This window comes from Hyalangium gracile (assembly GCF_020103725.1).
GTDB classification, from domain to species: Bacteria; Myxococcota; Myxococcia; order Myxococcales; family Myxococcaceae; genus Hyalangium; species Hyalangium gracile.
On record NZ_JAHXBG010000006.1, the window covers coordinates 487,176 to 498,999 of the forward strand.

The 11,824-nt window shown below is 69.4% G+C and carries 10 protein-coding genes; 9 read left to right on the top strand and 1 reads right to left on the bottom strand.

All coding sequences use genetic code 11. The annotated features are described in order from the left end of the window. Nucleotides 1-667: 667 nt before the first annotated feature. Both KY572_RS14955 and KY572_RS14960 read left to right on the top strand, forming a co-directional pair. Complete coding sequence (locus tag KY572_RS14955; RefSeq protein WP_407659960.1) at nucleotides 668-2,635, top strand: O-antigen ligase family protein; 1,968 nt, start codon at nucleotides 668-670, stop codon at nucleotides 2,633-2,635. Nucleotides 2,636-3,448: 813 nt separating this feature from the next. After that, nucleotides 3,449-4,252, top strand: a complete 804-nt coding sequence (locus tag KY572_RS14960) for a hypothetical protein (protein WP_224243279.1) — start codon at nucleotides 3,449-3,451, stop codon at nucleotides 4,250-4,252. A gap of 62 nt (nucleotides 4,253-4,314) precedes the next feature. Here KY572_RS14960 and astB read toward each other — a convergent pair whose 3' ends face one another. Next, nucleotides 4,315-5,637 carry an N-succinylarginine dihydrolase gene (gene astB / locus KY572_RS14965; RefSeq protein ID WP_224243280.1) on the bottom strand — a complete coding sequence of 441 codons (1,323 nt, stop codon included), beginning with the start codon at nucleotides 5,635-5,637 and terminating at the stop codon, nucleotides 4,315-4,317. 20 nt (nucleotides 5,638-5,657) lie between these two features. Here astB and KY572_RS14970 point away from each other — a divergent pair, with 20 nt between their 5' ends. The 7 genes from KY572_RS14970 (at nucleotide 5,658) to KY572_RS15000 (ending at nucleotide 11,762) form a co-directional block, all read left to right on the top strand. Beyond that, nucleotides 5,658-6,614 carry a lysophospholipid acyltransferase family protein gene (locus tag KY572_RS14970; RefSeq protein ID WP_224243281.1) on the top strand — a complete coding sequence of 319 codons (957 nt, stop codon included), beginning with the start codon at nucleotides 5,658-5,660 and terminating at the stop codon, nucleotides 6,612-6,614. 13 nt (nucleotides 6,615-6,627) lie between these two features. After that, nucleotides 6,628-7,176 carry a hypothetical protein gene (locus tag KY572_RS14975; protein WP_224243282.1) on the top strand — a complete coding sequence of 183 codons (549 nt, stop codon included), beginning with the start codon at nucleotides 6,628-6,630 and terminating at the stop codon, nucleotides 7,174-7,176. Beyond that, nucleotides 7,173-7,691 (top strand): LptA/OstA family protein, encoded by a 519-nt coding sequence (locus KY572_RS14980; protein WP_224243283.1) that lies wholly within the window; start codon nucleotides 7,173-7,175, stop codon nucleotides 7,689-7,691. Before KY572_RS14975 ends, KY572_RS14980 begins: the two co-directional genes overlap by 4 nt. Beyond that, complete coding sequence (gene lptB, locus KY572_RS14985; protein WP_224243284.1) at nucleotides 7,688-8,428, top strand: LPS export ABC transporter ATP-binding protein; 741 nt, start codon at nucleotides 7,688-7,690, stop codon at nucleotides 8,426-8,428. Before KY572_RS14980 ends, lptB begins: the two co-directional genes overlap by 4 nt. A 288-nt stretch (nucleotides 8,429-8,716) precedes the next feature. Beyond that, a complete protein-coding gene (gene rpoN, locus KY572_RS14990) occupies nucleotides 8,717-10,231 on the top strand; it encodes an RNA polymerase factor sigma-54 (RefSeq protein ID WP_224243285.1) in 1,515 nt (504 codons plus the stop codon). Between the two features lie 90 nt (nucleotides 10,232-10,321). Next, entirely contained in the window at nucleotides 10,322-10,966 is a 645-nt protein-coding gene (locus tag KY572_RS14995) for a GNAT family N-acetyltransferase (RefSeq protein ID WP_224243286.1), read from the top strand. 16 nt (nucleotides 10,967-10,982) lie between these two features. Beyond that, nucleotides 10,983-11,762 carry a GPI anchored serine-threonine rich family protein gene (locus KY572_RS15000; protein ID WP_224243287.1) on the top strand — a complete coding sequence of 260 codons (780 nt, stop codon included), beginning with the start codon at nucleotides 10,983-10,985 and terminating at the stop codon, nucleotides 11,760-11,762. Nucleotides 11,763-11,824 lie beyond the last annotated feature (62 nt).

Sequence of the window (11,824 nt, forward strand, 5' to 3'; positions counted from 1 at the left end):
ATACATCCTCGGCGCCGAAGCGATGCTGTCGGGGCTCGTCGTGTTCTGCCCGCTGGCGCTGGGTGGCGCGCCGACGTGGGTGCTCGGGCCGCTGGTGGGGCTGGCCACGCTGGCCGTGCTGCTGGCCGGGCTGGGCGCACGGCGTCAGGGGCACGCGTTGCACGTGCCGTGGCTCGCGCTGCCGCTGGTGGCTGGCGCGGCGCTCTGCCTCGTACAGCTCATCCCGCTCCCCACGGGGCTGCTGGAAGCGGTGAGCCCCGAGGCCGCCGCGCTGCGGGAGTTCGCGCTCGTTCCGCTGGGGCTCACGTCCGCGCGGCCCGTCTCGCTGGAGCCGCCGGCCACCTGGCGCGAGCTGGCCCGGTACCTGGCCTACGTGCTGGTCTTCATCGCGGCGGTGGAGGTGTGTCGCTTCCGGCGCTCGCGGCGGAGGTTGCTGGCGGCTGTGGCCATCACGGGCGCCAGCGTGGCGCTGCTCGGGGTGTTGCACGAACTGCTGGAGCTTCCGCTCCTGTTCGGAGTGCGCGCGTACTCCCACGCGCGGCCGCCGCTGGTGACGCCCTTCGGCAATCCCAACCACCTGGCGGGCTTCCTGGGGCTGTCCTCCACGGTGGCGCTGGGGCTGGCGCTGAGCAGCGAGCGGCGCGGGCAGGCGGGGCTCTTCGCGGCGGTGGCGCTGATCTCCGGGGCGGGAGTGTTCCTGTCGCTGTCGCGCGCGGGGATCCTCTTCTTCCTGCTGGGCCAGGTGCTGCTGGCGGTGTGGATGCTGCGGGAGCGCCGCGAGACGCGCGAGCATGAGCCTGTGCCGCCGCTCTGGCGCCGGGGCTCCACCGCGCTGTTGGTGCTCGGCGCGACGCTGGCCGTGGGCGGCTACGTCGCCTGGGAGAAGCTGTGGGAGGAGGCGGCCACCGCGGACAGCGTGGAGAAGGTGCGCCAGAGCGGGAAGGTGGACGTGTGGCCGATGATGGCCGAGGCCGCGCGCGCCTTCCCGGTGCTGGGCATGGGGCGAGGGGCGTTCGAGGCTGCCTTCCCGCGCTACCAGACCGTTCCCAATCCCAACACGCTGACGCACCCGGAGAACGCGGTGCTTCAGCTCGCGGCGGAGTTCGGAGTGCCGGGGCTGGTGCTGCTCGGCGGGATGCTGTGGGGCTTCGCGCGGCTGCTGCGCCGTGAGCGGCTGGGGCGCTTGGAGGTGGCGGTGCTCGCGGGAGTCTCGGCGCTGGGGCTCCACAACCTCTTCGACTTCAGCCTGGAACTGCCCGCGTGCGCGGTGGCCGTGTGGGTGGCGCTCGCGGCGCTGGCCAGGCCGGAGGAGCGGGAGGGCGCCACGGCTTCGGGAGGAACGTGGCGGTTGGCTCCGCTCCGAGGGCTGGGCATCGCCCTGGCGCTCGCGGTGCTGGCGGGCGTGGCGCTCGGGCCAGGGAGGCACACGCTCGCGGAGGCGGAGGCGGAGCTGGCGGGGCTCGTGCAGGCCCGTGCGCCGGTGGCGGAGGTGCGCGCGCGGGCGCTGGCCCTCATCGATCGGCATCCGGCGGACTATCTGCTCTATGGCCTGGTGGGTGCGGCGTATGCGTCGGGCGGGAAGGCCACGGCGGGGGATGCGCTGGCCTTCGTCAACCGGGCGCTGTACTTGCGGCCGACGGATGCGGCCTCGCACCGCACGGCCGCGCGGGCACTGCTGGCGCTGGGGCGTCGAAGCCAGGCCTTCCTGGAGTACCGGCTGGCCTACGAGTCCGGGGACCTGGAGGTGCTGGCGCGCGAGGCGCTGGACGCGTCGCGCACGCTGGAGGAACTGCAGGCGCTCTCGCCGGATCGGCCTCGGGAAGTGGCCGCGCTGTCCCTGGCACTGGCCTCACGGCCGGGGCGTCAGGAGCAGGCGCTGGCCTGGCTTGCCTGGGCGCGTGAGCACTTCGAGGGGATGCTGAGAGCTCCCTCGCCGGATGCGCCGCGCCTCCGCTTCGGCGCGAGGGACATGGATGCGCTGTGGGAGCAGGAGGCCCGCTTGCGCGTGATGCGAGGCGAGCTGGCCGAGGCCGAGGCGCTGTGCGCCGAGTTGGAGCACCGGGCTCCGGAAGCGCTCGAGCCGCAGTTGCTGCGAGCGGGGATCCTCCGAGCCCAGGGGCGGCGCGAGGAAGCCATCCAGCTGATGGATCGGCTCGTGCCGCGCTTCCCAGGGAAGGTGGAGCTGTCCTTCCAGCTGGCGACCCAGCTCCTGGAAGCAGGGCTGACGCGGCGTGCGAGAGAGGTGCTCGGGCAGGCCAGTCCCTTCATCGCGGACTACTCACAGCGGGCGCGGCTGCTGTCGCTGGAGGGGGCGAGCTACGAGCGGGAGGGACTGCTATCACGAGCCCTGGAGCGCTACCAGACGGTGACGCGGCTCGCGCCAGCGCCGGAAGCCCACTTCACGGTGGCGCGGCTGCACGAGTCCCTGCGTCACTATGGGGACGCGGCCCGGGAAGTACGCGAGGGCCTGCACCTGCTGCCGGCGGGAGCGCATCGGGAAGAAGAGGCGTGGGTGGCGCGCCTGGAAGCGGAGGAGCGCAAGCTCCTGGAGACGCGGCGGCAGGAGCTGATGGAGGACCCTCACAAGCGGGACGTGGTGGAGCACCTGCTGGAGACGACCGCCGACTCTCCTTGAGGGTAGCAATGCCTCAACTACGGAGTGCGTCGTCCGAGGCTTGCGGAGTACAGTGCTCTACCCTTTGCCGTGCATGAGACACAGCATGAGAGGTGGGGGCTCGGTCGTGTGTTGTCGTTCCTCGAGGCTCGTCAATGTTGAGGAGGCTTCTCATCCTACGGATCTTGCTCAGCGCACTCCCTCTCGCATGTGCGGGTGGTTCGCAGAAGGTGGGAGGCGAGGATTATGGCTTTGAAGGAGATTCCGACCGGGTATGGGTTAGAGGCCCCTGGGAGGAGATCGCGCCCTCGAAGGACATCGATGAGGTGATCGACCAATTGTGCCCAGCGGTCATGAAACTGCCAGGCGCCCAAGGGGGGGACCACGGTCAGGAATACTGTGGCGTCATCTATCAGCTCCTGAGTGAAAATCAGTATTACGCGAGCAAGCCTTCTCCCTTGACGAGGTCTACGTTGAGTGCGGTGGGCAAGCGCAAGACGTGTCTGATCCCCAGAAGCGTCAAGGACTCCCGCGGCGCGCTGAAGCGAGATGCTGACTATCATGGCCACCCTTGGCCTTCTCCCATGAGCGAGGGAGATAGGGCGCGTGGGAACCAGTGGTACTTGTTTCGGATCCAGTTTGATACCCGGTGCCGGGTTCAAAAGCTGGTTCCTCATGTCGATGACGAGCGTCCCGGCGAGCTGTACGAGCGCCAGGGGAAGAGCTGGAAGCGGGTGGGGACGATCCTCCCAGAAGACAAGAGTCGCGGCTATGTCACGCCAATCTCCCAATGAACTGGGTCGTTGTGTCTCTCCCCGTCGGCGCATGAGGCGCATGAGCTACAGCCTGTCGGTGGTGCTGTTCCTTGCGCTCTCCGCATGCATGAAGAAGCCCACGATGGGCCGCTACGTGCCGCCAGCGGAGGCGGCCTGGTTCAAGTTCGGGAGTTTCTTGCCCGAGGAGGGCCAGCAGACACTTCCAGGCTCCATGGCCGTTGCCATCCACCATGCCGCGGAACACTTCCTCCCATGGGAGTCCACTCCTCCGGCGGGAGCTGATGCCGTAGCGATCTGCCTCCTGCAGCGTCAGGTCTGGGATGTAGAGACAGCCCCATGGGCCGACAATTCCCTCTTGATCCGCTTTGCCCTGGCTCCTGGGGCGTGCCGCTGGGGAGGAGCGCCGTTGTTGGATCTGGGTGCCACCTACGCGGTGAGCCTGCACGATGGGCGCATTCTGGCTGTCTCCGACGCCGTGGCTCGGCCTGAAGGGGCAGTTCCCTTCCAGTTTCCCCAGGATCTTCCCAGGGAGAAGCTGAGTCTCTTTGAGGCCAACACAGCCGCTGCCATCGAACTGGCCACGGGTGACTTTCTGGCTCACGCCCGCGGCGCGTCCTCGGACGAGCCGCCCTGCGTGGCCCAGCTCTCTTCCTACGATGTGACGGCAGTCTCGGCGATGGAGGGGGTGAACCTCGTTCGTTTCGACCTGAACGATCGACGGTGCCCACCCCTCGGGCCGCCGAGCATCGTCGAAGGAAGGAAGGCGCTCTCACCCGCGTTTGTCACGACCTATGCCATTGAGCTTCGCACGATGAGGATCCTCGGCATCGAGCTCACCACGCGACAACGGATCGATGACTGAGGCATGCACGTGGTGCCCTGGAAGTTGTACCTCCACAGGCTGCGACTCCCGTCGACCCGGCCTCACTGCTGGAAGTCGTAGACGCTGCCGAGCTGGAGGATGCGCGTGAGCTCGTCCAGCGCCGTCATCGTCTCGCGCGCGAGCTTCGGATCCTGGAGATCCTTCGCATACAGCGTCTCGCGGTAGTGCTTCTTCACCCAGGCCGCGAGTGACTCGTGGAGCGCGGACGAATAGAAGACGTTGGCCTTCACCGCGGCGCGCTCCTCATCCGTGAGCCAGATGCGCTGGCGCAGGCACGCCGGGCCGCCACCGTTGTTCATGGACTGGCGCACGTCCAGGTAGTGCACGGCCTTGACCGGGTTCTCCTCAGCCACCACCCGCTCCAGGAAGCGCCGCGGCGCCTCCAGCTCCTGGCTCTCGATGGGAGCGATGATGGCCATGGTGCCGTCCGGCAGCGTGAGCACCTGCGAGTTGAACGGGTACGCCTTCACCGCGTCCGCCACCGGCAGCTCCGCCTGCGTGGCCACCACGGAGGTGAAGGCCGGGCCCAGCTTCTCGCGCAGCGTGCTCAGCAACCCGGGGACATCCACGAACGCAAGCTCGTGCAGCATGAGGAAGCTGCCGTTGCCCACGCCCAGCACGTCCGTGTGGAACGCGCCCGAGTCGATGCCGTCCGGGTGCTGCTGCGGGAAGAGGGTGCGCTCGGCATCGAGCTGGTGGAGCCGCGCGAGCGCCTGGCTGGCCTCCAGCGTCTGTCGGGCCGGAAAGCGCTTCGGCCCGACGATGTCCTTCCACGCGCTGCGGCCCCAGGCCAGCAGGTGCACCGCGCCATGCCCGGGCGTGGCCAGTCGGGTGTGGTTGGCGGCGCCCTCGTCGGCGAAGTGCCCGCCACCGGGCAGCGGCGCATGCACCGCGAAGCGCGCGCCGTCCGAGAAGATGGCCCGCAGCACCGAGTGCGTCGTCTCCGCCTCGATGGCCCGGTGGAACATCTGCTGGAGGTTGGCCGGCGTCAGGTGCATCCGCCTGTCCGTCGTATCCTCCGAGGGCGCACAGGTGGCGGCATTGGCCGTCCACATGGCGGCGGCGCTGGAGGTGAGCCGCAGCAGGTGCTCGCCCTCGCGCGCGGCGCGGGTGATGACCTCCTCGTCCGTGCCGCTGAAGCCCAGCATCCGCAGCGTCCGCAGCGAGGGACGCGGCTGGGGTGGCAGCACCCCCTGGCCCACTCCCAGGCCCGAGACGAAGCGCATCTTCTCCAGTCCTTGGAGCGCCGCCTCGCGGGGGTGGCTCGCCTGGCCGCCGTGGGTGGTGGAGGCCAGGTTGCCGACCGAGAGGCCGCCATAATTGTGGGTAGGGCCTACGAGACCGTCGAAGTTGTACTCGCGCATTGGGATATAGAACCGCGGCTGTGGAGCACCCACCCTTAGCAAAGCGGCTCAAGCGTTTCCTCCGCTACCTGCTCGTCCGGGCCGCCCTGGCCCTCGTCCACCCCATGCCCCTCGGGGTGGCGCGGTGGCTGGGTGTGCGCTTCGGGACACTCGCCTTCCTCGTAGCTGGCGGCGAGCGGCGCAAGGCCCTCAAGTCCCTGGCCCGGGCCTTCCCCGAGAAGTCCGAGGCGGAGCGGCTCGCCCTGGCCCGCGCCTGCTTCCGGCACCTGGGCTCCGCCATGTTCGAGGTGGGGTGCACCGCCGCGCTCGACCGGGAGCTCCAGCAGCTCGTGGCGTGGCCCGCGGCGGACCGCGCCGTGCTGGAGACGGCGCTCGCGCGGGGCAAGGGCGTGGTGTTCGTCTCAGGGCATGTGGGCAACTGGGAGCTGCTGGCCCGCCGCGTGGCCTGCGAGGGCTTCCCCTGCCAGAGCATCGCCAAGGAGACGTCGGATCCGCGCCTCACGGCGCTCGTGGAGCGCTTCCGGGCGCGCGGCAAGGTGCGCAGCATCTGGCGCGGCCAGGACGGCGCGGCCCGGCACATGCTCCGAGCGCTGAAGAACGGAGAGATCCTCGGCCTGCTCATCGACCAGGACACGAAGGTGCAGTCCTTCTTCGTCCCCTTCTTCGGAGAGCTGGCGGCCACGCCTCGGGCGGCGGCGGACCTGGCCATCCGCACTGGAGCCGCGGTGGTGGTGGGCTTCTGCCAGCGCGCCGAGACGGGCTACCGGCTGACGATGGAGGAGGTACCCCTTCCATCCGAGCAGGACCGTGAGGCGGCCGCCCTGGCCCTCACGGCCGAGCTCTCCCGGCGCATCGAACAGGCCATCCGCCGTTCACCCGAGCAGTGGGTCTGGATGCACCAGCGGTGGAAGACCCGGCCCGAAGGTCCGCCCGCGACACTCCCCGCCGGAGCCGAAGCGCCCGCCGCGGCCCGATGATAGGAAGAGTCACGTGACGCGCCTCCTGCTCTCCAGCCTCCTGGCCCTCCTGGCCGCCGCCTGCGGCCCGCGCCCAGGGGCGACCGGCGCGTCCGAGTCGCCACCCCAGGTGGTGCTCCACGGCGTCCAGCTCCAGTCCTTCGAGGGTGACCAGCTCGTCCTGGCCGGCCGGGCCGACCGCCTCACCTACCAGCGCACGGAAGGGGCGGTGACGGCCACCAACACCCTGCTGCGCCTGCCGGGCCGCCGTGGCCCGGAGCAGCGCGCACCCGCGGGCCCGCGAGGCGGCATGGAGATCCGCGCCCCGCTCATGGAGGGCAGCCTCGCCTCGCGCCAGCTCACGGCCTCCGGGGGCGTCGTCATCCGCACCGCCGAGGGCATGGTGGCGCGCACGCCCCGCGCCACCTACGACGCACCCGCCCAGCAGGCGCGCGGCCGCGAGGGCGTGGCCGTGCAGGGGCCAACCTACGGCCTCCGGGCGGACAGCTTCGACTTGTCCTTCCCGGACGGAACGTTCACCTTCGAGGGCTCCACGCGAACCGTGGTGGGAGGAGCACAGTGATCGAGTTCCTGACGATGGCCTTCTTCCTCGCGCAGCCCGCGGCGCCGGCCCCGGCGGCGACGGACGGTGGGACGCGCCCTCCCATGCTCGGGAACGTGGCGCTGAACAACCCGGTGGAGATCACCGCCAAGCTCATCACCGGCGAGCGCAACTCGGCCACCTTCACCGGGGACGTGCAGGTGAAGCACCGCACGCTGGACCTCAAGTGCGACAAGATGGTGGCCTTCTACACGGGCTCTCGCGAGGTGACGCGCGTGGAGTGCACCGGCGGCGTGCAGGCCCAGGACGGGGACCGCTTCGCCCGGGGCGAGCGCGCCGAGTACGACGTGCCCAGCGGGGTGCTGGTGGTGACGGGCTCGCCGGAGGCCCGGCAGGGCACCACCTACGTGACGGGCACCAAGGTGCGCCTCACCCTGGGCAGCGAGCGGCTCGAGGTGGAGAACGCGCGCATCATCGTCGAGACGGCCCCGGCGGGGGGCCCCAAGAAGGGCAAGGGAGGCGCGAAGAAGCCATGAGCGGCGGGAAGCTGTGGGCCGAGGGCCTCCAGAAGAGCTACCGCAAGCGCCAGGTGGTGCGCGGCGTCTCCTTCAACGTCTCCCAGGGCGAGGTGGTGGGCCTGCTGGGGCCCAACGGCGCCGGCAAGACGACGAGCTTCAACATGGTGGTGGGCCTGGTGACGCCGGACGCCGGCCGCGTGCGCCTGGACGACGAGGACCTGACGCACCTGCCCATGCACCGGCGCGTCCGCCGCGGCATCGGCTACCTGCCGCAGGAGGCCTCCATCTTCCGCAAGCTCAGCGTGCGCCAGAACTTCCTGGCCGTGCTGGAGCTGCAGAAGGGGCTGGATGGCAAGGCGCGCGAGGCCCGGGCCCGGGAGCTGATCGACGAGTTCGGCCTCGGCCACGTGTCGGACGCCCTGGGCGAGACGCTCTCCGGCGGCGAGAAGCGGCGCGCGGAGATCGCCCGCTCGCTCATCCCCAACCCCCGCTTCATCCTCTTCGACGAGCCCTTCGCCGGCGTGGACCCCATCAACGTGGGCGACATCCAGCGGCAGATCGCCGCCCTCAAGCAGCGGGGCCTGGGCGTGCTGATCACCGATCACAACGTCCAGGACACCCTGGGCATCTGCGACCGGGCCTACATCCTCGCCGAGGGGCAGATCCTCGAGGAAGGCACGCCCGCGGCGATCGCGGCGTCGCCCCGGGCTCGCGCTGTCTACCTGGGAGAGCGCTTTCGCCTGCAAACGCCGTGAAACCCTGCTCGGAGCGGGCCGGAGGCCATGCCCGGAGGCCGGGCGTGCACGCCTCGCCGCGCCTTGGGAGCGGGGTTTGGCCTACCCTTTGCGTCGACGGTTGAACACCTCCGGGGAGACCCGGGAGGCCCTCTAAATCCATGATTCCACTTCGGAAAATCATGAATGCAAGCAGGGGGCCACGTTCTTGGGGGGCTAGACGAACGAAGGGGGTCTTGCTAGTTTGGCACGGTCCTTGATTGAAGCCACGTCAAGGCCATGTTTCTGCTCGGTGGGGAGCCCTAGTCCATGGCGATGGAACTCAAGCAAAGCCTGAAACTCTCGCAGCAGCTGGTGATGACGCCGCAGCTGCAGCAGGCGATCAAGCTCCTGCAGTTGTCGAGGATGGAGCTGCTGGAGCAGGTCCGGGAGGAGATGGAGCAGAACCCGCTGCTGGAGCAGCCGGACGAGCAGGCCCCGCTGGACGTGGCCGAGAAGGAGCCGGGCGAGGCGTCGCTGGAGGCGGCGAACGTCGAGGTGCCCAGGGACCAGGACGCCCCGATGGTGGGCGACAGCACCCCGGAGTTCAAGGGCGACTCGGACAACCCGCCGGAGATCGACTGGGAGGCCTACCTCAACAGCTACCAGTTCAGCGAGCAGACCACCGCCTCCAACAAGGGCAATGTGGCCACGGAGGACATGCCGTCCTTCGAAGCCAACATGGTGAAGAAGGAGGACCTGGTCGACCACCTGCAGGCGCAGCTCGGCATGCTGAAGCTGAACGAGGCCGAGCGCCGGGTGGCCATGCTCATCACCGGCAACCTGGATGATGACGGCTACCTGAAGCTGCCGGACGTGGAGGGTGATCCGCTGATCCGCCTGTCCAACGAGGCGGACGTGCCCATGCACGTGGCGGAGCGGACGCTGCGGCGCATCCAGAGCCTGGACCCCAAGGGCTGCGGAGCGCGTGACCTGCAGGAGTGCCTGCTGATCCAGGTCCAGGCGCTGAAGGAGAAGCACGCTCCGCTGCTGGGGCTGATGATCAAGCGGTACATGAAGTACCTGGAGAGCAAGAACCTGCCGGCCATCGCCAAGGAGCTGAAGGTCACCCTGGAAGAGGTGGTGGAGGCGGCCAGGCTGCTGCCGAAGCTGGACCCGAAGCCGGGGCGCAACTTCAGCGGGGATGACGCGCCGTACATCACCCCGGACGTGTTCGTCTACAAGATGGGCGACGAGTACACGGTGGTGCTGAACGATGACGGCCTGTCCAAGCTGCGCATCTCCAACACGTACCGGAACGCGCTGAAGAACGGCGCGGTGTCGCCTGGGCAGACCAAGGAGTTCATCCAGGACAAGCTGCGCAGCGCGCAGTGGCTCATCCGCTCCATCCACCAGCGGCAGCGCACCATCTACAAGGTGACCGAGAGCATCATCAAGTTCCAGCGGGACTTCCTGGACAAGGGCATCGCGCACCTCAAGCCGCTGATCCTCCGGGACGTGGCCGAGGACATCGGGATGCACGAGTCCACCGTGTCGCGCGTGACGACGAGCAAGTACGTGCACACCCCGCAGGGCATCTTCGAGCTGAAGTACTTCTTCAACTCGTCCATTGCGCGCGTGTCCGGCGAGGACACGGCGAGCGAGGCGGTGAAGCACCACATCAAGCAGCTGGTGTCGCAGGAAGACGCGCGCAACCCGCTCTCGGACCAGAAGATCGTCGAGCTGCTCAAGGCGCAGGGCACGGAGATCGCCCGGCGCACGGTGGCCAAGTACCGCGAGGTGCTCGGCATCCTCCCGAGCAGCAAGCGCAAGCGCTACTTCTGAGCCGCTCGCTCGCTGCTGGCGGCAACTGGTCCATCCGATTTGTGAAAACCGGCTCTGTCGGCTGGACCAGCTCGTGGGCACGCTAGGCCCATGAGCACCAACACCCCGAACCCCAACGCCTCGGAGCTTCCCCGCAGAGAGCTCACCCCGCTCGTCGTCCCTCCGGTGACGCTGGAGGGGCGCACCGTGCGGCTCGAGCCGCTGCGCCCGGAGCACGCCGCGGAGCTGGCCTCCCTCCTCGAGCCCGAAGTGTTCGAGTTCACCGCCCTGGTGCTGCGCACGCAGGCGGACGTGGAGGCGTACATCGCCGCGGCGATGGAGACCGCCGGCAAGGGCACCGAGCAGCCCTTCCTCATCCGCCACCGGGACACCGGCGCCCCGCTGGGCACCACGCGCTACATGTCCATCTCCCGCCATGACCGGACGCTGGAGATTGGCCACACGTGGCTGGCCCGGCGGGCCTGGCGCACCCGGGTGAACACCGAGTGCAAGTTCCTCCTGTTCCGCCACGCCTTCGAGCAGCTCCAGGTCATCCGCGTCCAGTTCAAGACGGACAAGCGCAACCTGCGCTCTCGGGCCGCCATCGAGCGCATCGGCGCGAAGTTCGAGGGCTTCCTGCGCCACCACATGCTCGTGCGGGATGGCGTGGTGCGCGACTCGGCCGTCTTCAGCGTCATCGACACCGAGTGGCCCGAGGTGAAGGCACGACTGGAAGAGCGGCTGGCGCGGGAGTGATAGGGTCGCGGGCCGCATGGTCCGCTCTCTCCGCTCCCTGTCTTCCCTCGTGCCGTCTCTCGCCGTGCTCGGGCTGCTCGCCGGCTGTGGCCGCACCGAGACCCGCCCCATCTCCCTGGACGACCTCTCCCGCCGCGCGCTCACCTTCGCGCTGGTGGACATCGACGCGCTGGAGAACCCGGACGCGGCCGGCTCGCACCGCTTCACCGTCACGCTCGCCCAGGCCGAGGACGGCTGCACCAGCCTCGTGGACGGCGTGACGGCCACCTTCAATGGCCAGCCCATGGAGCTGGAGCCCGGCGGCATCTCGGGCGAGGGCGGCCGCGAGGTATGCGTGGAGACGCGCGCCTGGTTCGACTTCGATCCAGAGGCCTGGGACTCCGAGCCCATCGAGGATGCTCGCGTCTTCCTGCAGTCCGGCGACGGGAGCCGCTCCCTGTCGCTCATCGTCCTGGGCGCCAAGGCCAAGCGCCACTTCACCTTCCAGGGCTCGGGCTCGGGGGCGACGCTGCGGCAGGGCCAGACGTACACGTACCGCTGGGAGCCGGTGGAGGAAGTCCCAGGGCCCTTCACCGTCACCCTCCTGCGAGAGGGCGGTCAGGCGTCCGCCACCCTCCAGACGAACCAGGACGAGGGCAGCGTGAGCTTCACGCTCCCCCAGGCCACCCCCGTGGCCACCCACCTGCTGACGCTGAAGGGCACCGTGGCCGGCCAGGTGCTCGAGTGCGAGGGCGTGGCCTCCTGCGAGGGCTCTCTCTTCCACTCCACCGACTTCGAGGTCGCCGTCGTTCCCTGAGCGTCCGCCTGCCCGCTGACCGGGCGTGAGAGCCGAGGGAACTGGACCAAGGGCCGGGAGCC